The following is a 21,213-nucleotide window of genomic DNA, read 5'->3' as shown; positions in this document are numbered from 1 at the left end:
CTCATGGACGTGCCCTTGCTTTATGAAATAGTCACCATTTTTCTCCTCTCGATTTTCGTCACTGTTACCTGCAACAAAATCAAATTACCCGCCACGGTGGGTTTTCTGCTTACAGGCGTTCTGTGCGGCCCCTCTCTGCTCGGCATAGTCAGCGACCGTGAGGCCATTGACCATGTGGCGGAAATTGGCGTGGCCATGCTGCTTTTCACTATCGGCATGGAACTTTCAGGCGAAGCGCTGAACAGGCTGAAACGGCCAGTTTTTCTGGGCGGCAGCCTGCAAATCGGGCTTACTGTTCTGGCTGTTATGGGGCTTGCGCTTCTGGGGGGATACACCTACCAGCAGGGCATATTTATGGGCTGCCTGGTGGCACTTTCCTCCTCGGCCATTGTGCTGCGCATCATGCAGGAACGGGGTTCCACCAATACGCCCACAGGCCGGCTTTCTCTGGCTATTCTGGTTTTTCAGGACATCATGGTTGCGCCCATGCTGCTGTGCGTGCCCCTGCTTTCAGGCACGCTGGACCTTTCGCTGGAAAGCGCCTTCTTTTCTACCCTGTGGGTGGTGCTGGCCTTTGCTGGCGTACTGCTTTTTGCCCGCTTTGGTCTTGATAGGCTTATGGAAGCTGTGGTGCGCACCCGCACCAGAGAAATCCTGTTGCTTACCACCCTGGGCCTTTGCCTCGGCATGGCCCTGTTGACCAATACGCTTGGGCTTTCCCTGTCGCTGGGCGCGTTTATGGCCGGGCTGCTGCTGGCCCGCTCGGAATACAGCATGAGCGTCATTTCGGGCATTTTGCCCTACCGTGACGTTTTCATGAGCCTCTTTTTCATTTCTGTCGGCATGATGCTCAATGTGGAGTTTTTCGGTCAGCACTTTTTTTCCATCATCGGGCTCACGGCCTTATTCATTGTGGTCAAAAGCCTGCTCACCCTGCCTGCCGTGCTGGTACAGGGCTATCCCCTGCGCGCCGCCATCATCACTTCTCTTTCACTGGCGCAGGTGGGCGAATTCGGATTTGTTCTGGCGGCATCCGGTCTGGCCGCCGGGCTTTTCGACATGGAAGCCTACCAGAACTTTCTGGACGTAAGCGTTCTGACAATGATGATTACCCCAGGCCTTATCGCTATTGCCCCGCGTCTGGCATGCAAGCTGGCCGGGCAGTGCGGCGCGCCAGAGCAGTCTGACACCGAGTCTGACGAAGGTGAAAGCCATCTGAAAGACCATCTTATCATCGTAGGATTCGGCATCAGCGGCAAGCATCTGGCCCATGTGGCCAAGGAATCGGGCATTGACTACACCATTCTGGAAATGAATCCCGAAACTGTCAGCCGCTACCGCCATAAAGAACCCATTGCCCACGGCGACGCTTCGCAGCCTGTGGTGCTGGAGCACCTTGGCGTTACCAAGGCCCGCGTGCTGGTGATCGTCATTTCCGACCCTTCGGCTGTTCGGGCCATTACCATTGAAGCCCGCCGCTTCAACCCCAACCTGCACATTATCGCACGCACGCGCTTTGTGTCCGAAGTGGCGGCCCTGCGCCAGTTGGGGGCAGACGAAGTTATTGCCGAAGAATTTGAAACTTCCATCGAAATTTTCACCAGAGTTCTTAGCCAGTACCTTGTGCCCCGGCAGGATATCGATACGTTTGCGGCCCGCATCAGGCAGGAAAATTACCGCATGATCCGCCGCATGAGTTCCCCTGCGGATACGCTGGACAGCACAATAAACCGCCTGCCGGATATGGGCGTGCAGGCCGTGCGCCTGGGGGCAGCTTCGCCTCTGTGTGGACAAAGCCTTACCCAGAGCGAGTTGCGCCGAAAGCACGCCGTGACGGTTATCGCCATCCTGCGAGAGGGCATCACCCAGGCCTCGCCTGGGCCGGATGCAGTCTTTGAAAATGGTGACATTGTCTATCTTTTTGGCAAAACCGACAAACTTATCGCCGTAACTCCGCTCTTTTCCGGTCCTGTACGGGCTTCCACAAAGGGCAAGGAAGGCGACAAGGAACATCTTCAGCCAGCAACCTAGAGCTGATTATATTTGAGATATACATCTCAACGCTCAGGACTGGCCCGCCGTGGCGTTTACTGGCGCAAAGAATTACTGCGCTGTTCTTGCGCTGCCGTTGACCGCTGGGCTTGCCTGAAGTGCGCCTCATTCACAGTGGGCGTCTGCCCATACTGGTGTCAGAGCAACTGTTGCCCGTGCAGTTGTAAAGTGAAGAGATTCCAGAGCGGATTAACTTTGAAATGTGAAGTATTTCAAAGTTGTCATTCTGCCGGAAAATGCATTTTCAGCAGAGTCCGCGCTGCATTATGACGCGCTGCACTCTCGTGCAACATTAGAGCATTGAGATTTTTTCAAAGTTAAAATGCTCTAAAAACCACCCCACTTTATCAGGAAAGCTTGCGCATTTTTCCGTAGCCGTCTACCATAGTGGACCCCTTTTGGGGCGGCAGCTCCGAACGGTCTGCCATCATTATTTTTTGAGGATCATAATGCAGGATCACAAAGAATTGCGCAGTCAGCTTGAGCAAGCGCGCCGCATTGCCATAGTGGGAGCCAAGGACAAACCCGGCCAGGCCGTGGACCGCGTGGGCCGCTATCTGATGGACGTGGGCTACGAAATTTACCCCGTACACCCGGTGCGCAAGACCGTCTGGGGACTCACGGCCTATCCTGATCTGGCGTCCCTGCCCTGTCCTGTTGATATTGTGAATCTTTTCCGCGCACCTCAATACTGCCCGGACCACGCCCGCGAAGTGCTGGCTTTGCCGTGGAAGCCCACGATCTTCTGGATGCAACTGGGCATCCAGTCGCCCGAAGCCCGCGTTCTGTTGTTTCCCACAGGCATCACTGTGATTGAAGACGCCTGTATTATGGTCGATCACGCCCATTTACTGCCCAACGCTGCCAAGACTCAAGGATAAGCTCATGCCTGCTGCATCAGATAAGGTTTTTAACTGCCGCATGTGCGGTCATTGCTGCGAAGGCAGCGGCGGAATTGTGGTCAGCCCCACCGACCTCACGCGGCTGGCCGCGCATCTGGGCCATGCCCCGGAAACAGTCGTTGAGCTCTACTGCTACCATGTGGGTGACAAACTGAAAATCCGCAGCGGTGATGACGGGTATTGCGTTTTTTTCAAACAGGGACAAGGCTGCGGCGTACACGAAGGCAAACCTGCCATATGCCGGGCCTGGCCATTTTTTCGCGGAAATATTGAAGATCCCGCAAGCCTGGCTATGGCCAAAGAATTCTGCCCCGGCATAAACCTTGAAGCCCGGCATGCAGATTTTGCCCAGGCAGGCCGCAGCTACCTGCGCCAAAAGGGGCTGCTGGCCAAAGACAGCAGCTGCGAAGCCAACGCCCTGATTCTCAAATAAATCATGCGACGCCGTACCCGCCAGATATCGCTCAGAGAATGCTATAGTGTTCTCAAGCTGGAAAAAGATGCAGACCTTGCTGCTGTCAAAAGGGCTTACCGCAAGCTCGCCTTTGAACTGCACCCGGACCTGAACCCCGGCAACGCTGAAGCCAGCCGCGAGTTTCAGCTGCTCAACGAGGCATATGTCGCCCTTACTGGCATCCTCAAGCATGAGGATGAAATCAAAAAAAGGGCTGACGCCCGACAGGGTGCTCACAAGGCAAAAAAAGAAAGCAAAGACGAAAAGGGCGCGAAAAACGCTGAAAACGCCCGGCCTGAACAGCAGGCCGAGAGCACGTCGCAGCAACAGCCTACCAGCGACGACACTGCAAAAGAAACGCAGCGCGAAGAAGCAGGAAAAAAGGCTGGCGCTGCGGCAGGCACAAGGTCAGAAAAAACCCAGGCAGCTCAAGGCGAAGCCACTGCCGGCGCGCAGGCCGAGGCCAAAGCGGGCGCCCGTGCCGATGCGGCGGGTGCTGCCTATGCCGAACAGGACGTTCTGCGCGATCTGCTCAATGACCCCTTTGCCCGCCGGGTATTTGAAGATATTTATAGTGAACTGAACAAGCAGCAGGCAGAAAAGCCGCAACAACAGGAACCCCGCCCGCAAACGGCGGAGTCTGCCCCCCAAAGCCGCGCAAAGCCCAAGCCGCCGCCAAAGGAAAAGAAAAACACTACCCTGCACAAGGACAACCTGGCCTGGGGCACCTCCAAATGGTCTTCAGATATGACGCGCAACGTCACTGGCATGGTCAAGGATTGGCTGCGCCGCCAGATTGATGAGGAGCAAAGCCTCACCATGCCTGCTACCAACCTGCTGCCGGGTTGCCGGGTGCGCCTTCAGATTCGCCAAGGCCTGCAAGCTGAACTCAAAACAGTTGAAATAACCCTGCCGCCCGACTTTACCGTGGGCAAGCCCATACGCCTTCGCGGTCTGGGCAAACGTGTTGGCCCTTGGCAGGGTGATCTTTATCTGACACTGTATACCGAGTAAAAAAACTGCAATTTTCGCCAAATCTGGCCGGGTGGCTCACGCTGCCCGGCTTTTTCTTTTATTTTGATGCCAGCGCCCATACTATTTGGCGCACACTACCAATTGCAGCATTGCATTGGCGCAATATCTTACAACGCGTTAAAAGTTTATCTATAACCATTAGCAATCAAAAAAACTATTTGACATGATCCAAATGGCTGTTTAAATTTCTTTTAAAGGTAAAATGTTTTAAAAGGCATTTACTCACCGCGAATGACGACCGTGCGAGAGCTTGCTGCTAGACAGCACGCCGAAGGGGCAAGAGCAATCGAAACTCTCAGGCAAAAGGATCACGGTCGGACGCACTCTGAAGTTGGCATACGCTAATGACAGAAGTTGAACCTCATGAGCGAGAAGACTTGTCATGGCGTTGTTTTATTCATTGGCTCCGCCCTGGTGTGCGGCCCTTCTGAGTTACAATACCCATCACTGACCACAAGTCGGATCGCGCCCGCTGGTTCTGCGGGCGGCCAGTTATATCGATAACTCCTGGCTTCCCCTGCCTTCTTGTCCTGCCCTCTTCAGCCGCTGGCTTTATCGCCTTGGGTGCTGCCGCTTGAAGCGCATTTTCTCCTCACTGGTGGAACATGCGCTAAAGATCTTTATTACTTCCTTTGCCTGCATCAGGCTTCCAGGCCGCCTTGCGTTACGCAACGCGGCCTGCGGAGTGCCTTTGTCCTTTGGTGTGCGTAGCGTTGCCTGTACTGAAAGAGTCTACGCCAGACATAACACGCCAGATTAAAGGAGGAGACGTTGGAAAGTAGTGCAGAAGCCTTTGCCTGATCATACAGGTTTCTGCCTGTGACAACAGCTTGCCTTACGCATTAGAGCCCGGTGCATTAACACCAAAACAGGGAGACGTATCATGAGCGAAACCCCCACACCCCCCGTGGGCCAGGAAGAATCACACACTCTTAAGCGTGGATTAAGTCAAAGGCACATTCAGCTCATAGCCATTGGCGGCGCCATTGGTACGGGTTTGTTCATGGGATCTGGCAAAACCATCAGCCTGGCCGGTCCCTCCATCATTTTCGTTTATGCCATCATCGGGGCATTCCTGTACCTGGTTATGCGTGCCATGGGCGAACTGCTTCTCTCTAACCTGAAATACAAATCCTTTACCGACATGGCCGAAGATATCGTCGGCCCCTGGGCGGGATTTTTTGTTGGCTGGACGTATTGGTTCTGCTGGATTGTCACAGGCACGGCGGACGTTATCGCCATTGCCTCGTACTTTCATTTCTGGTTCCCGTCGCTATCCGTCTGGATTCCGTCCATTCTATTCGTTTTGCTGATTATGGCCCTTAACCTCGTTTCGGTGAACCTGTTCGGCGAAATGGAGTTCTGGTTTGCCTCCATCAAAATTGTCGCCATTATGGCTATCATTCTTGCTGGGGCCGTAATGGTGACCACAGGCTTTACCTCATCGGTATCAGGGCATGCAGCAGCAGTGTCCAACTTATGGGAGTATGGAGGATGGTTCCCCAAGGGGGCCTTCGGCTTCTTTGCGGGCTTTCAGATAGCAATGTTTGCATTCGTGGGCATTGAGCTTATCGGCACCACAGCCGCGGAAGCCAAAGACCCTGAAGTCAACCTGCCCAAGGCGATCAACACGATTCCTTTCCGTATCGTTTTCTTTTACGTGTTCGCTCTTGTGGCGATCATGTGCATTACGCCGTGGACAGAAATTGACCCGGAAACAAGCCCCTTCGTGCACACGTTTGTGGCCGTGGGTATTCCGGCGGCAGCCAGTATTGTTAACTTTGTCGTACTGACCTCGGCGGCATCCTCCGCCAACAGTGGCATCTATTCCACAAGCCGCATGCTGTACGGTCTTTCACTGGTGGGCGTTGCCCCCAAAGCCTTTGGCCGGCTCTCTTCACACCGGGTGCCCGCCAACGGTTTGCTGTTCTCCTGCCTCTGCCTGCTGCTTGGCGCATCCATGCTCATTATCATGCCCACCATTATGGCGGCCTTCACCGTCATGACGACCATTTCATCGGTCTGCTTCATATTCGTGTGGTCCATGATACTGTACTCGTATGTGGTTTACCGCAAGCGTCACCCAGAACGGCATGAAGCTTCAAAGTTCAAGCTGCCCGGCGGCGTTTTGTCCTGCTGGCTTTGCTGGATATTCTTTGCGGTAGTGCTTGTCCTGCTGACATTTGAGGCAGACACGCGCATGGCCATGTTCACTACCCCCATATGGTTCCTGATTCTTGGCATTGGCTACTACCTGAGCCACAAGAATCATGTGGCCAAGCGCTAGAGTATTTTAACGTAATCTGCTCCAGACGCGCTAAAATGGTTTCTCCAAATCTATAACAAAAAAGCCCGGCACTGCCGGGCTTTTTTGTTTACTGCATGGGTACAATTTTATAGCGGATCAGACACAATACTGAACGTCGTGTCTTCGTCGTCCTGCTTTACTACATAGCGCAAGCGTTCTTCAATATTGTTGTGGGCGTCAAAGGTAAGCACCACAGGCTCCTTCTGACTGATGTCCTGAGGCCCGGCCACATATTCAAACGCGCCAATGATAACCTCGTCGCCGATCTGGCAGGTGCGGGCCGCTGCGCCGTTAAGTATGCAGCAGCGTGATCCGGCCTCGCCGTAAATTACATAGGTGGAAATGCGCTGCCCGCTATTTTTATTCCATATGTACACGAATTCCAGCGGCATAATGCCCGCCAGTTTGCATACTTCAGGATCAAGGGTGATGGAGCCGTGATAATCAAGCGCACACTGGGTCACCCGAATACCGTGTAATTTCGCTCGTAGAATCTTCAACATGTTGTATCTCTCCCGTTCAACAGGCGCGGCCCAAATTCAATTGCCGTTCAGGATATTTGTCCCTGTGCCGATAACGACCAGCAATTCTGCCACTCGCCAGAGGTTGGCACTCAAATTTACCCCAATAAAAAAGGCCGCTCAAGCGGCCTGAAAATTACGGACTTCACCCCGAAAGATCAATACGCCTTGATGTATTCATCCAAATTTTCTGCCGAACAGTTACGGCTGACCCAAAAAGCGGATGCCCACACCATAAGGGCGGTAGCCTGCGTATCATCCAGGCTTTTGATCTTTGACTCAAGGCTGGATTTACTGGCGCCGTGGCGCAGGTGAATGCCGCCCACATCACAAGCGTCAGAAACACGCAGCATGAGATAGGACAGCCGCGTGTGATCGGGCATGAGCTTCATGTCTTTATGTGCTTCAACAATCGTCTTCAGTTCCGGACCGCTGAACATATGCTTTATGCTTGTAATAGCGCGAAAAAACGTATCTACCGCCCAAGGCAGGATAAACTCCGCACCAGCGCTTTTGGTGCGAAAATAATCCTTGAGCCAACGTTCCTGATCTTCATTAATTCGTGCTGCGACCTGCGGCATGATGCCCCCGGAAAAATAACTGTGCTGTTGCATTGCGCCCGGTTCATACGGTTGCCGGACATCGTGTTACGCCATCTTCTATAATGCGCTACACTAGTTAAAGCAAACTTTCAAGATAAAATCTAGACTTATTTTCAAAAATATTTTCAAAGAGTTCGGTATTTTTCTTCTTCAAGCAGTATCATTTCTTCTATTTCACATAACCGGATGCAGGCTTGCGCATCAGCTCGCACTGGCGTAAATGCAGCCTGTGTACATCTTCCGTAAGGACATATCATGACATCCCCCCCGGTTAAAATGCCCGCCTCCATAAAGGCTGGGGAGCCCCCGGCCGCCCCGCCAGGTGCAACGCTTGCCACAAACGAAACCACGCCGTCTTCCAGCGCGGTGCGGCATGCGCTGGCCCGTGCCCATATTGCCACACTGCTCTTTGGCGTATCCGGTCTTTTTGGCAGATTGTGCCAATGTTCTGCCTCGGTACTGGTGTGTGGCAGAGCTGGTTTTGCGGTGGCGGCCCTTGCCCTGCTGGGTCTGCAAAAAGGGCAGGTTCCGTGGCGTGGACTGAAAACCAACGACATGGTCGGCCTTGTACTGACTGGTGTTTTGCTTGCCGCCCACTATGTGACGTTTTTTATGGGCATACAGGTGGGCGGCGTGGCGGTTGGAACCTTGGGCTTTGCCTGCTTTCCCGCCTTTACCACACTTTTTGAATCCATTGCATACAGAGAACGCCCCAGCAACAGGGAACTGCAATGTCTGACCCTGGTTACCGTGGGCCTTGTGTGTACCGCACCGTCCTTTTCCCTTGCGCACGACGGCACGGCGGGCCTTTTGCTCGGGGTTATATCCGGCCTTGCCTACGCCCTGGTAACTATTGCAAACCGGCGCTTTGCCAGCCATCTTCCCAGCTTGCAGACCACATGGTGGCAAAATGTAGTCACTGCAGCCTTTCTTTTACCATTCACCTGGTGGCAGTTTGCCGAAGTACGGGCGCTTGACTGGCTGTGGATCGCCTGCCTGGGGCTCATCTGCTCTGCCCTGGCCTATGTTATCTTTATTGACAGCCTAGTGGTGCTCAAGGCACGGCAAGCGGCTCTGATAATCACGCTGGAGCCTGTGTACGCCATTTTTGCAGCGTGGATTGTGCTTGGAGATGTGCCCGGCGTGCGCGTGATACTCGGTGGCGGGCTTATTCTTGGCGCAGTTCTTTTGCTGAACAGACGGTGATCGGCAACAGCAATCGTCACCGAATAAAATTAAGGCCCGGCAGTCTCGCTGTCGGGCCTTAAAGCAGATTAACGTTAAAATGCCTTGCACTTCAAAGTTGTCATTCTGTCGAGAAATACAATTCTCCTGAGTTCACACCGCCTTGCGGCGCGCTGCATCTCCGTACAGCGTCAGAGCAGTTAACGTCCTTCAACGTCAAGATATTCTAATTCTTGCGGAGTTGGCAGCCGCTACAAAACAATGCCGCAAAGATCTTCTGCATTTTCTATGCATTCCGCCTGAACAATCGCGAACACCAGAGAATCCGAATAAGCCATTTGCGGCAATTTATATACTTCGCGCCGCTATATGGCCACTTACCGCCACTCCCGGCAGGTTGACCAAGATCAGACAGTGTTAAAACATGTCCTGCATACCGTAGAGTTTACCCGGCTTTTGTCCGGCCAGCCATGAGGCTGCCCGCAATGCGCCCTGCGCAAAGGTTTCGCGCGAATGGGCGTGGTGCGTAACTTCAATGCGCTCGCCGGGACCCATAAAGTAGACGGTATGCACGCCCACCACATCCCCGCCGCGTATGGCCTGAATGCCTATTTGCGCCTTGGGCCTTTCGCCAATAATGCCGTCGCGGGCAGAACAACGCACGTCGTTGAGTTCCCAACCGCGCGCATCAGCCAGGCATTCGCCCAAGGTCAGGGCCGTGCCGCTGGGGCTGTCTTTTTTACGGCTGTGGTGCAGTTCAACCATTTCAATGTCGTAGGAGTCGCCCAAAGCCCGCGTCAGTTCCGGCAAAATCTTGCACAGCACGTTGACGCCAATGCTCATGTTGGAGGCCCAGAAAATAGGCGCGCGTTTTGCCAGTTCGCGCAGTTCGTCTTTTTCAGCATCAGTAAAGCCCGTTGTGCCAATAACAAGAGCATGCCCGCTTTCAGCCACAGTTCGCGCTGACTGCAAGCTCACAGCCGGGGCAGTGAAATCAATGGTCACTGCGCCAGGAGCCTTGGCCAGCACTGCCGCCAGACTGTCGCCCACAGGGCATGACGATCCGGCCAGTTTTTCCACATGCTCTTTGCTGTCCACAAGGCCCGCAAGGCTGAAAGCCGGTTCTGTTTCGGCCAGATTGCTGATGGTTCTGCCCATGCGTCCATTAGCGCCTACTACGACAATGGCTGTACTCATACTTCACTCACTTTGCATTCAAATTATTCCGAGGCCACTCCGGCCTCGTGCAACATGCTCATAAATTCTGTTTCATCGAGCACGGTTACGCCCAATTTTTGCGCCTTTTCAAGCTTGCTGCCCGCTTTTTCGCCAGCCACGAGGTAGTTGAGCTTTTTGCTCACACCGCCAAGGGGCGTAGCCCCGGCAGCCTCTGCCAGCTTTTCGGCCTGACCGCGCGCCATGCTCAGGGTTCCGGTAAAAAGAATGGTTTTGCCGGATAAGGGGCCTGAAGGAACAGCGCCTTCGCCCTGTGCGGCTTCTCCATTCGCTCCAGCCAACGCACCCTTGCCGCCCTGCGGCCACAGGCCAAGGCCCTTGAAGCGATCAAGCTGCTCTCTGTTGGCCGGGCTGTCAAAGAAATTGCGTATGGATGACGCCACCTCCGGCCCCACATCAGGCAGGCTTTGCAAGGTTTCGCCATCGGCCTTTTCAAGTTCATCCAGATTATGAAAATGCGCGGCCAGCGTGCGTGCGGTCTGCTCCCCCACATGACGGATACCCAGCGCACTGATCAGGCGCGGCAAGGTGGCTGTATGTTTGGCCCCGTCAAGCGCGTCCACAAATTTTTGCGCCAGCACTTCGCCCATGCGCTCAAAACCCAGCAATTCCTCAATCGTCAGGGTGAAAAGATCCACCGGAGACTGCACACGCCCGCTGTTGACCAATTGCTCTATCCATTTCTGGCCCACGCCGGAAATATCAAGCCCGGCCTTGGAAACAAAATGGCTGATGGCCCGTAACCGAATGGCGGGACAGGCCATATTTTCGCAGCGCCATGCAGCTTCACCTTCTTCGCGGTAGGCAGGCTGATGGCACACCGGACAATTATGCGGAAAAATGTATTCCTCGGCATCAGCCGGGCGCTTGTCCAGCACTGGCCCCACCACTTCAGGAATAACATCGCCAGCGCGGCGCACCATGACAGTATCGCCCACGCGCACATCACGGTTGCGAATCTCGTCTTCATTGTGCAGCGTCGCCCGGGAGACCATAACGCCACCAACGGCAATGGGCTCAAGCACTGCCACAGGAGTCAGCACGCCAGTGCGCCCCACCTGGATTTCAATACCCTGCAACAGGGTTTGCGCCTGCTCGGCAGGAAACTTGAAGGCCACGGCAAACCGGGGAGCACGCGCCGTGAAACCGAGCGCCTGCTGGGCTTCAAGATTGTCCAGTTTGGCGACGGCCCCGTCAATTTCCATACGAAACTGGGGCCGATGCTCCCTGACCCACTGGGCATAGTCTTCCACAGCCTGCACACTGTTGCACAGCTTGCCGTCAGGCGGCGTAAGAAAGCCGTATTCCTTCAACCGCGCCATAACCTCTGATTGCAGCTTGCAGACGGGGGCTGGCGGCCATTGCGCCTCGCCAAGACTGTAAGCCAGAAAGCGCAGAGGGCGTGAAGCCGTAATGGATATATCAAGCTGCCGCAGGGTTCCGGCTGCTGCATTGCGCGGGTTGGCAAAGGTTTTCAGCCCCAGCGCTTCCTGTTTTTCATTAAGGGCGGCAAAGTCCTTTTTGTACATGACAACCTCGCCGCGCACCTCCAGCCGGGCGGGAAAAGGCCCAGGCCCGGCAAGGCGCAAAGGCACGGTGCGGATAGTACGCACCGCCTCGGTGACAACTTCGCCAACTTCGCCGTCGCCCCGCGTAAGGGCTTCCTGCATTGTGCCGTCAACGTAGACGATTTCCAGAGCCAGCCCGTCCAGCTTGGGATCACACCAAAAGCCTTCCGGTAGGGGGCCGTTGAGATCCGCATCCCAGGCACGGCGTATACGGTCGGCAAAATCCTGCCACTGCTCTGCCGAAAAGACGTTGTCCAGGCCATACATCTGAAGGCTGTGCGCCTTCTTGGCCAGTCCGTCGATCAGCTTGCCGCCCACACGCAGCGTGGGCGAATGGGCCGAGCGCAGTTCCGGCCAACGGTCTTCCAAAGCCTGCAGTTCGTGGAACAGGGCGTCAAACTGGTCGTCGCTGATCTCGGGCTTGTCCAGGGTATGATAGAGGTAATTATGGTGCTCAAGCTCTGCCGTGAGCTGCTGCACACGCTGGCGGTCTTTGGCCGACGGGCCGGAAGGGCCAGCGGAAAAAAGGCTGAACTGGGCCTGCCCTCCCTGATTTTTATTTTGCTGTGACATGAAAAACCTTATGAGGCTGTTGGCAAGCCCATTTTGCGAGAAAACTTTTGCCCCTGCCGTCAGGGCATTTTAATTTTACCATGCTTGCCTGAAAACAACTGCGCCATGCAAGCACGGCTGTGCTGCCGCGTTCCCAAATTGTTGCACGATCAGAGGCAGTGCCCGGCAAGCCAAGGCCACCGTTGCACCAGTTAGAGCATTTAAACTTTTTCAAAGGTAAAATGCTCTAACGCTGCACAAGCGTGCAGCGCGCCGCAACGCGGCGTGGATTCTGCCGAAAATCGTATTTTTCGGCAGAATGACAACGTTGAAATGTATTACATTTCAACGTTAATCTGCTCTAGTCAGGCAAGGCGATCAGCCGTGCCCGCAGCACCCGTATGCGGTCGCGCAACTGGGCGGCCTGCTCAAACTCCAGATCACGGGCAGCCTGGCGCATTTCTTTTTCGAGCTTCGCCACCAGCAGAGCCGTATCTTCGGCGGTAAGGGGAATGGCGTCCGGTTCCTGTCCCTTGCCCTTGCCACGGCCTTTACCACGCCCGCGTGACGAGCCATCTTCCACATACAAACTATCCAGCGGAGACTCAAGGCTTTTCCGCGTGCTGGTCGGCGTGATGCCGTGCTCTTCGTTGTGCGCGGTCTGCTTGGCGCGGCGGCGGGCGGTTTCGTCCATAGCCGCCTTCATCGAATCCGTCATTTTGTCGGCATACAGTATGACCCGGCCCTGCGCATTTCGGGCAGCACGTCCAAAGGTCTGGATAAGCGACCCCACTGAACGCAAAAAACCTTCCTTGTCGGCATCCAGAATGCACACAAGAGAGACTTCTGGAATATCAAGACCTTCACGCAGCAGGTTAATACCCACCAGCACGTCAAACTCGCCCATACGCAGCGCACGGATGATCTGCATGCGCTCAAGGGTATCAATGTCGGAGTGCAGGTAGCGCGCGCGCACCCCCATACTGCAACAGTATTCCGTCAGGTCTTCGGCCATGCGCTTGGTCAGCGTGGTCACAAGTACCCTCTCGCCCCGGCTGACACAACCACGGCATTCGCCCAGCAGATTTTCCATCTGGCCCTTGGTGGGGCGCACCTCCACTTCCGGGTCCACCAGCCCTGTGGGCCGGATGATCTGCTCGGCCACAATGCCTTGCGCCTGATCCCGTTCGTACTTGGCTGGCGTGGCCGACACATAGACAACCTGATTAAGCAGGGCCGTGAATTCGTTGAATTGCAGCGGTCTGTTGTCCAGAGCAGACGGCAGGCGAAAGCCGTAGTCCACCAGTGTGGTCTTGCGCGAGCGGTCGCCCTTGTACATCCCCCCCACCTGGGGAATGGTAATATGCGACTCGTCTACGAACAGAAGAAAATCCTCGGGAAAGTAGTTGAGCAGGCATGATGGCGGCTCGCCTGCCACGCGGCCATCCATATGACGGGTATAGTTTTCGATGCCGTTGCAGTAGCCAAGCTCTTCAATCATCTCAAGATCAAGCTGGGTGCGCTGCTCAAGGCGCTGGGCCTCCACAAGCTTGCCCTGATTTTTGAACAATGTCAGACGTTCTGCCAGTTCGTCGCGAATATCGCTGGCGGCGCGCTTGAGGTTATCCTGCGCAGACACGAAGTGACTGGCCGGGTACAGCACTGTTTTGGACACGTCGGCCAGCACCTCACCCGTGAGGGGATCAATTTCGCGCAAGGCCTCGATATCGTCGCCAAAAAATTCCAGGCGCAAAGCACGCTCGTGGTGGTAGGCCGGAATGATTTCAAGGGCATCGCCGCGTACGCGGAACGTGCCGCGGTGGAAGTCGTAATCATTGCGCTCATAGTGCACTTCCACCAGACGCGTAATGAGCTTGTCCATAGGAAAGTGCTGGCCCACCTCAACGGGAATGACCATCTTGGCGTAGTATTCCGGCGAACCCAAACCGTAGATGCACGAAACCGACGCCACGATTATTACGTCACGCCGCGTAAGCAGGGCGTGGGTGGCGGCATGGCGCAACTTGTCTATGTTGTCGTTGATGGAAGAGTCTTTTTCAATATAGGTGTCCGAGGCGGGCACATAGGCTTCTGGCTGGTAATAGTCGTAATAGCTGACAAAATATTCCACAGCATTGCGCGGAAAAAGCGCGCGAAATTCGCCATACAGCTGGGCAGCCAGAGTTTTGTTGGGCGCAAGCACCAGGGCCGGGCGATTACAGCGGGCAATGACATTGGCCATAGTAAACGTTTTGCCGGAACCTGTGACGCCCAGAAGCACCTGGGCGGGCACTCCCGCCTGAATATTGCTCACCAGTTCGTCGATGGCTGTGGGCTGATCGCCTGTGGGCGTGTAGGCCGTTTCCAGGCTGAAAGGGATAGCGGACTTGTCTTCCATCATGTTCTGTTTTGGGGTAAGAGGGTGTGAAATAATACGCTAACCACGGGATGTGCTATGGAAAAAATTATTGTGCCCACGCAGTACGACCTGCCGCTGGACAGATTCTACATTGTGGCCATTACGCTTAATACCTTCAAGGGACGCCGCCATGTTGACGTGCAGGTTTTCCGGCCCAACGCCGGAGATGACGAGCTGGAACCACTGCGGGACCTTGGGCTGGTAGCTCCCGCCGACCCTTCCGTTCCGCCCGAAATTCTTCAGGGAGCCACGGAAGAAGCCGCTCTGCGCTGTATTCTTGAAGCGTTTACTGCTGAAGAAAGCCGCGCTCTGGCAGACTATCTTGAACAGCGCTACGCCGAACACATTGAAAAAATTACTGTCTGTCCTATGGACATACCCGTTCCGATGGGTGTAGCCCCGCTGGCAGGCATTACCGAGGGCAAGAGCACGGGGTTCATCCGTTTTGATACCGTGCGCGACTATCCTCTGTCCTTCCCGGCTCACGGCTTTTACGATCTGGAAGCCCACGCCCCGCTGGACAGCGAATAGCCATAGCTTTCGCGCCAGGGTTGCCAGACCTCTTCGTCTGGCACGTCGTGGACTTTATCTCCGCAAAAAACGTGGTCCGTGCTGGGCAGTTTGTCGCCGGATGCCAGAACCGCAGGGGGAACAAGAGCTTCCCGCAATTTTTGCGCAAAGACCTCACGAGGCAGAAGAACCCCGCCCATCTTCATGATGTGCGGGGTTTCCTGTTGACAGTCCAGCAGGGTAACGCCGCGCATGCGCAACAGGCTCACCAGACCAGCCAGGGCGGCGCGCGACGCTTCAGACACAAAATGAAACATGGATTCGCCAAAAAACACCCGCGCAAACCCAACGCCATACAAACCGCCAGCCAGTTCGCCCTCGCGCCAGGCTTCAACGCTGTGGGCAAATCCCATACTATGAAGGCGCTCATAGGCCCCTATCATTTCGGGCGTGAGCCAGGTGCCGCCATTGGGCGTGCGCGACTGGGCGCAGGCCCGGATGACCTTGCCGAAGGCCGCGTTAAAAGTCAGTTCAAAGGGTTTTTGCCGTAAAGTGCGGGCACTGCGAGACGGAAGGTGAAAGTTTTCCAGCGGCAAGACGCAACGGGGGTCCGGCGCCCACCAAAGTATGGGCAGCCCTGCCTCGTACCAGGGAAAAATCCCCCGGCTGTAGGCGGCCAGCAGCCGCTCCACCCGCAAGTCTCCCCCGGCACAAAGAAGGCCGTCTTCACGCGCCGCTTCAAGCGGGGGAAACTGGGCGGCCAGAACCGCGAAGATTGTCTCCACAGCTGACCGCCCCGCTGTTTAAGCTTTGCTTTTGGGCGGTTTTTTGGCCGCCGTTTTGGGTTTTGCCGTACCTGTTTTTTTCCCGGCAGCAGATGCACTTTTGGCGTCAGACCTGGCTGCGGCTGCTCCCTTGCCGGAGGTTCCCGATTTAGCGGGAGCACTGGCGGCCTTTGCAGGCTTGGCGGCAGAAGCAGACTTGGCGGCAGAAGCAGACTTGGCGGCAGAAGCAGACTTGGCGGCCGTCGCCTTTTTTGCCCCATCAACCTTGGCAAGCGCTTTTGCTGGCTTTGCAGACTTGAGCACAAGCGCGTCATCCACCACATCAAGCTTTACGCTGCCCCCCTTGGCAAGCGAACCGAACAACAATTCATGGGCCAGCTTGTCTTCCAGCTCTGTACGCAGCAAACGCCGCAGCGGCCTTGCGCCCATAGCGGGGTCAAACCCCTTGCGGGCCAGCCACTGACGGGCTGTCAGGCTCAGTTCCAGATCCACATGGCGTTGCTCAAGGCTGTGCACGATTTCGCCCACAAACTTGTCCACAATGCGCAGCATCATGTCTTCTGTCAGGCTGCCAAAGGGTACAAGAGCGTCCAGCCTGTTGCGGAACTCTGGGCTGAAGGTATTTTCCACAGCCTTGAGGCCCTTGTGGGCCGCATCCTGCCGGGAAGCTCCCCCAAAGCCCATAGCCTGACGCGACATGTCGAAAGCGCCAGCGTTGGAGGTCATGATAAGAATGACGTGCGAAAAATCCGTTTTCCTGCCCGTGTTGTCCGTCAACGTGGCGTAGTCCATAACCTGAAGCAGCACGTTGAAGATGTCGGGATGGGCTTTTTCCACCTCATCCAGCAGCACTACGGAATAGGGAGCCTTGCGCACGGCCTCGGTAAGCAGCCCGCCCTGATCAAAGCCCACATAGCCGGGAGGCGCCCCGATGAGGCGCGACACAGAGTGCTTTTCCATATATTCGCTCATGTCATAGCGCAGAAATTCCACGCCCATAAGCTTGGCAAGACTGCGGGCCACTTCCGTTTTGCCCACGCCAGTGGGGCCGTAGAACAAAAACGCGCCAGCCGGACGCTGCTCCTGCCCAAGCCCCGCACGGGCGCGCAAAATGGCACGCACAGTAAGCTCGATGGCAGTTTCCTGACCGAACACATGTCCTTTCAGGTCTTTTTCAAGCGTCGCCAGACGGTTGCGTTCCGTGCCGGACACTGTCCTCACGGGGATGCCCGCCATACGCGCCACAATGCGTTCCACATCGCCCACTCCCACCAGAGGACGCGGAGCCTTGCCGCCCTTGCTGGAGCGAACCGCAGGCTGTTTGCTTGAGCCTGTCTGCACACCGCGTCCCAGGCGCACGGCTGCGCCGGATTCGTCCAGCACGTCGATAGCCTTGTCGGGCAGCAGGCGGTCGCGCACATGCCGGGCCGTCAGGTCCACCATAGCCTTGATGGCTGTGGGACTGTAACGAACCTTGTGGAAGTCGGCATAACGCTTCTCAAGCCCCTGAATAATGGCAAGGCATTCGTCAGGACTCGGTTCCGTAAGATCGATACGCTGAAACCGGCGGGCCAGGGCACGGTCTTTTTCAAAATGGTTGCGAAACTCCTCATAGGTCGTGGAGCCTATGCACCGCAACTCGCCGTTGGCCAGCACTGGCTTGAGCAGGTTGGAGGCGTCCATGGACCCGCCAGAGGTAGACCCAGCCCCAACAATGGTATGGATTTCGTCAATAAACAAAATCGCTTCAGGAAGTTCCTGCAAGCGCTGCACAACAGCCTTGAGGCGGCTTTCAAAATCGCCCCGGTAGCGGGTACCCGCCAGCAGCAGCCCCATGTCCAGAGCGAACAACTGGGCCTTGGCGAACATTTCCGGCACCTTGCCTTCCACAATACGCAGGGCCAGCCCCTCGGCCAGAGCTGTTTTGCCCACGCCAGGGTCGCCCACAAAAAGCGGATTGTTTTTACGGCGGCGGCACAGCACTTCGACCGCGCGGTCAAGCTCTGTCACGCGCCCCACCAGAGGATCTATCTTGCCCTCGCGGGCACGGGCTGTAAGGTCCACGGCGTACTGGGCCAAAGGATCGGCTTTGCCTTCCTTTTCCTCAGCTTCACCACCCTGACCAGCCCCTTTGGAGCCGCCGCCCTCATCCATACCGTGCGACACGAAGGTCAAGACATCAAGACGCTCCACGCCCTGCTTGCGCAGGTAGTACTTGGCGTAGCTTTCCTCTTCGTCCATGATGGATATGAGCAGGTCGCCCAATTCTACGGTATCACGCCCGGCAGAACGAATATGGCTGAGGGCGCGTTCCAAAACGCGCTGCACGCCTTCGGTCTGGGCCACTTCGTGATTGCCCGCCAGAGAAACGGCTTCCATTTCACGGTTAAAAAATTCTTCAAGCTGCTCGCGCAACACGGCCACACTGGCCCCACTGCCTTCAAGCAGAATACGCCCGCGCATGCTGTTGGTGAGAGCAAAAAGAATGTGCTCCACGGTCAGCAGGTCGTGGCGGCGCCGATGGGCTTCCATAAGGGCGTCTCGTATGACGCTTTGTACACTCTTGCTCAACATAGGCATCTCAGTAAATTTTTTCCATGGTGCATTTGAGGGGAAATCCCGCAGCCTTGGCCGCCTGATGAACCCTTTTCACCTTGGTCTCTGCTACTTCATGGGTGTATACACCGCACTGTCCCACGCCCTGCTGATGTATGTTCAGCATAATGGCGGTGGCCTCTTCCGTGGTTTTGTGGAAGATGCCGCATAGAACAGCCACCACAAAATCCATACTGGTGTAATCGTCGTTGTGCAGGAGTACCCGATAGCGGTCGGGCTCCTTCAATTTTTTTTCCACAATGACCTGGCTTTCACCGTCATTCTGGTTCTCGTTAAAAACGGGCATGCACTACTCCGCGGCACAAATATTCAGCGCTGTTCAGGAAAAATGAAACCGTCTTCTTCCAGCAGCCCCAGCTGGCGTCGCCATGCGCGTTTTTGCGTTTCGTCAAACACAAATGAACGCTGGAGGGGCAGGTTATTACGTTGCAGCCAATCCTGATGCAGTTGATGATAATTCTTGGTACTGATTGCCATATTGTCAAGGGCCAGACAACTCTGCACGGCATTCATCGCCTCTACCGGGCCTTCCAGCTCCGCCCCTTGCATAAAGGGCAGAATGTCCAGCTCCACTTCAACGCCGTTCAAAAGCCAGGGTTCACGCACCTTTTCATAACGCGCCGCCGGGCTGTAGCCCAACCCCTCAAGTATCTGGCGCATGCTGTTGGCGTCAGCCACTTCAACCTCGCGTTCTTCACGCACTTTGCACTGCTCTGCCCCGGCAGGAGCCTGAACAGGCAGCTTCACGGTCAGCACATAACGGACTTTGTCCGGCCATTCCTGGCTACGCAGGCGCAACAACCGCCCGCTTGAGGCAAGGGCGGCATCCGGTGTTTCAAAAACCGTGTTGCTTTCAAAGTGCGCGCCAAGGCACTGTGCGCCTTGTTTCAGCAACCGGGCGCGCAAATCGTTCAGATCAACGCCCGGAAATTTACGTTCCACTTCCAGCGCCATTGCTATTCCTCCGGCTTCTGCCGACGGTGAAAAAGGCGCTGCTGCAAGGCCGCAATGGTGGTAATACCGCCTTTTTCCTCACCGGGATGCACAATGGGATCAAAACCCAGCCGCCGGGCCTGGGTCAGGCGCAGATCCTGCGCGGCCACAGGCCGTATCTGGCCGTTAAGATCTACCTCGCCCCAGAGCACGCATTTTTCCGGCAGCGGAACATCATAATAGGACGAAAGCACGGCGGCCACCAGCGCAAGGTCCAGCCCCGGCTCGTTCAGCTTCATGCCTCCGCCCACTTTAGCATAGATGTCCACCTGGCCAAAATTCAGTTTAAGCCGCTTTTCAAGAACAGCCAGCAAAAGATGCAGCCGCCCCACGTCAAAGCCAAGGGCCGCACGCCGTGGAATGCTCAAGAAGGTGCGGGCAACAAGCGCCTGCACCTCAACGGCCAGCGGGCGCTGCCCGTCCACGGCCATAACCACTGCTGTGCCGGAAAGCGAGGCGTCTCGCTGGCCCAGAAAGAACGTGGAAGGGTCGTCCACAACCTGCATGCCTTGCTGCCCCATGCGAAAAACCAGCAGTTCTTCATTGGGGCCAAAGCGGTTTTTAAACACGCGCAATAGGCGAAACATCTGGCGGCGGTCGCCTTCAAGCGAAATAACCGTGTCCACCATATGCTCAAGCAGGCGCGGCCCGGCGAGCACGCCGTCCTTGGTCACGTGGCCCACAAGAATAAGCGTGCAACCCAGGCGGCGGCAGAGTTCCAGCAAGGATGTTGCCACAGCCCGCACCTGACTGACGTTGCCCGGCAGGCCTTCGGCCTCAACGCTGGCGAGGGTCTGTACCGAGTCCACCACAAGCAGGGCCGGGTTTTGCGCATTGGCGGCTTCCACCACGTCTTCCACGCGGGAAGTGGCGAGGGCCAGCAAATTGGCATCCAGCATGCCAAGGCGCTCTGCCCTGCCCTTGATCTGCGGCAAAGATTCTTCACCGCTGGCATAAAGTACAGGACGGCCTCTGGCGGCCATCTGACCAGCCACAAGTCCTGCCACCTGCAACAAAAGTGTGGATTTGCCTATGCCGGGTTCGCCGCCCACAAGAATGGCGGCTCCAGGCACAAGTCCGTTGCCCAACACCCTGTCCAGCGCCTGCAGGCCGCTGCCATAGGGTTCATGACCAGAGTCCTCCACATCCCGCAGGGATATGGGGCGTCCGGCAGAATTTTCGCCGCCCAGAGGCGTGCGCGCCTTGCTCGCGGACCGGGACTGCACCGACGCTTCCAGAGTATTCCATTCGTGGCAGCCGGGACACTGCCCGCGCCACTGCATGGTCTGTGCTCCGCATGCGGAGCATATATATATTTCGCGTGTTTTCGCCATGATCCAAGACTACGGAAAAAGCCGCTTAGGTGCAAGCTAGTGTGCGGGATTGCATCAAAAATGCAAAAATCACGGGCTGTGTGATACTGAGTACTTGTGGAGGGTGTTCTTCAGCCCAGGCAGAACAGGACGCAGGGCCAC

General features: G+C 56.0%; 17 protein-coding genes and 1 riboswitch. Of the genes, 7 read left to right on the top strand and 10 right to left on the bottom strand.

The features are described from left to right. Window positions 1-3 precede the first annotated feature (3 nt). From HNQ38_RS04010 to cycA, 5 genes are all read left to right on the top strand, one after another. Window positions 4-2,031 (top strand): monovalent cation:proton antiporter family protein, encoded by a 2,028-nt coding sequence (locus tag HNQ38_RS04010; RefSeq protein ID WP_183718124.1) that lies wholly within the window; start codon window positions 4-6, stop codon window positions 2,029-2,031. Between the two features lie 470 nt (window positions 2,032-2,501). After that, window positions 2,502-2,933 (top strand): CoA-binding protein, encoded by a 432-nt coding sequence (locus HNQ38_RS04005; protein WP_183718123.1) that lies wholly within the window; start codon window positions 2,502-2,504, stop codon window positions 2,931-2,933. 4 nt (window positions 2,934-2,937) lie between these two features. Beyond that, window positions 2,938-3,387: a YkgJ family cysteine cluster protein gene (locus HNQ38_RS04000; RefSeq protein ID WP_183718122.1), complete on the top strand. Its 450-nt coding sequence runs from the start codon at window positions 2,938-2,940 to the stop codon at window positions 3,385-3,387. Window positions 3,388-3,390: 3 nt separating this feature from the next. Next, the gene (locus tag HNQ38_RS03995) at window positions 3,391-4,422 is read left to right on the top strand and encodes a J domain-containing protein (RefSeq protein WP_183718121.1); all 1,032 of its coding nucleotides are present in this window, start codon (window positions 3,391-3,393) and stop codon (window positions 4,420-4,422) included. 252 nt (window positions 4,423-4,674) lie between these two features. After that, window positions 4,675-4,764: riboswitch (glycine riboswitch) on the top strand. 562 nt (window positions 4,765-5,326) lie between these two features. Next, window positions 5,327-6,730, top strand: a complete 1,404-nt coding sequence (gene cycA / locus HNQ38_RS03990) for a D-serine/D-alanine/glycine transporter (protein WP_183718120.1) — start codon at window positions 5,327-5,329, stop codon at window positions 6,728-6,730. Between the two features lie 107 nt (window positions 6,731-6,837). Here the strand turns inward: cycA and panD are convergent, their stop codons facing one another. Beyond that, the gene (panD, locus tag HNQ38_RS03985; protein WP_183718119.1) at window positions 6,838-7,254 is read right to left on the bottom strand and encodes an aspartate 1-decarboxylase; all 417 of its coding nucleotides are present in this window, start codon (window positions 7,252-7,254) and stop codon (window positions 6,838-6,840) included. 176 nt (window positions 7,255-7,430) lie between these two features. Then, the gene (locus tag HNQ38_RS03980; protein ID WP_183718118.1) at window positions 7,431-7,853 is read right to left on the bottom strand and encodes a hypothetical protein; all 423 of its coding nucleotides are present in this window, start codon (window positions 7,851-7,853) and stop codon (window positions 7,431-7,433) included. A gap of 276 nt (window positions 7,854-8,129) precedes the next feature. Between HNQ38_RS03980 and HNQ38_RS03975 the strand changes: the two genes are divergently transcribed. After that, the gene (locus HNQ38_RS03975) at window positions 8,130-9,080 is read left to right on the top strand and encodes a DMT family transporter (protein ID WP_221277799.1); all 951 of its coding nucleotides are present in this window, start codon (window positions 8,130-8,132) and stop codon (window positions 9,078-9,080) included. A gap of 396 nt (window positions 9,081-9,476) precedes the next feature. Here the strand turns inward: HNQ38_RS03975 and dapB are convergent, their stop codons facing one another. From dapB to uvrB, 3 genes are all read right to left on the bottom strand, one after another. Continuing rightward, window positions 9,477-10,256, bottom strand: a complete 780-nt coding sequence (gene dapB / locus HNQ38_RS03970) for a 4-hydroxy-tetrahydrodipicolinate reductase (RefSeq protein WP_183718117.1) — start codon at window positions 10,254-10,256, stop codon at window positions 9,477-9,479. Between the two features lie 23 nt (window positions 10,257-10,279). Then, complete coding sequence (ligA, locus tag HNQ38_RS03965; RefSeq protein WP_183718116.1) at window positions 10,280-12,436, bottom strand: NAD-dependent DNA ligase LigA; 2,157 nt, start codon at window positions 12,434-12,436, stop codon at window positions 10,280-10,282. 340 nt (window positions 12,437-12,776) lie between these two features. Beyond that, the gene (uvrB, locus tag HNQ38_RS03960; RefSeq protein WP_183718115.1) at window positions 12,777-14,813 is read right to left on the bottom strand and encodes an excinuclease ABC subunit UvrB; all 2,037 of its coding nucleotides are present in this window, start codon (window positions 14,811-14,813) and stop codon (window positions 12,777-12,779) included. A gap of 57 nt (window positions 14,814-14,870) precedes the next feature. Between uvrB and HNQ38_RS03955 the strand changes: the two genes are divergently transcribed. Then, entirely contained in the window at window positions 14,871-15,365 is a 495-nt protein-coding gene (locus tag HNQ38_RS03955) for a hypothetical protein (RefSeq protein WP_183718114.1), read from the top strand. Here HNQ38_RS03955 and aat read toward each other — a convergent pair. Genes aat through radA form a run of 5 tightly spaced genes read right to left on the bottom strand, consistent with a single transcriptional unit; the run spans window position 15,326 to window position 21,072 of the window. Next, window positions 15,326-16,129 (bottom strand): leucyl/phenylalanyl-tRNA--protein transferase, encoded by an 804-nt coding sequence (gene aat / locus HNQ38_RS03950; protein ID WP_343060084.1) that lies wholly within the window; start codon window positions 16,127-16,129, stop codon window positions 15,326-15,328. The two genes, HNQ38_RS03955 and aat, sit on opposite strands and share 40 nt — an antisense overlap. An 18-nt stretch (window positions 16,130-16,147) precedes the next feature. Beyond that, window positions 16,148-18,703 (bottom strand): ATP-dependent Clp protease ATP-binding subunit ClpA, encoded by a 2,556-nt coding sequence (gene clpA, locus HNQ38_RS03945; RefSeq protein ID WP_183718113.1) that lies wholly within the window; start codon window positions 18,701-18,703, stop codon window positions 16,148-16,150. Window positions 18,704-18,710: 7 nt separating this feature from the next. Next, complete coding sequence (gene clpS / locus HNQ38_RS03940) at window positions 18,711-19,031, bottom strand: ATP-dependent Clp protease adapter ClpS (protein ID WP_183718112.1); 321 nt, start codon at window positions 19,029-19,031, stop codon at window positions 18,711-18,713. Between the two features lie 23 nt (window positions 19,032-19,054). Then, a complete protein-coding gene (locus tag HNQ38_RS03935) occupies window positions 19,055-19,699 on the bottom strand; it encodes a class IV adenylate cyclase (protein ID WP_183718111.1) in 645 nt (214 codons plus the stop codon). A gap of 2 nt (window positions 19,700-19,701) precedes the next feature. After that, window positions 19,702-21,072, bottom strand: a complete 1,371-nt coding sequence (gene radA, locus HNQ38_RS03930) for a DNA repair protein RadA (RefSeq protein ID WP_183718110.1) — start codon at window positions 21,070-21,072, stop codon at window positions 19,702-19,704. Window positions 21,073-21,213 lie beyond the last annotated feature (141 nt).

This window comes from Desulfovibrio intestinalis (genome assembly GCF_014202345.1).
GTDB classification, from domain to species: Bacteria; Desulfobacterota; Desulfovibrionia; order Desulfovibrionales; family Desulfovibrionaceae; genus Desulfovibrio; species Desulfovibrio intestinalis.
The sequence above is the reverse complement of the archived record's forward strand: the minus strand, read 5'-3'. Positions and strand labels throughout refer to the sequence as shown.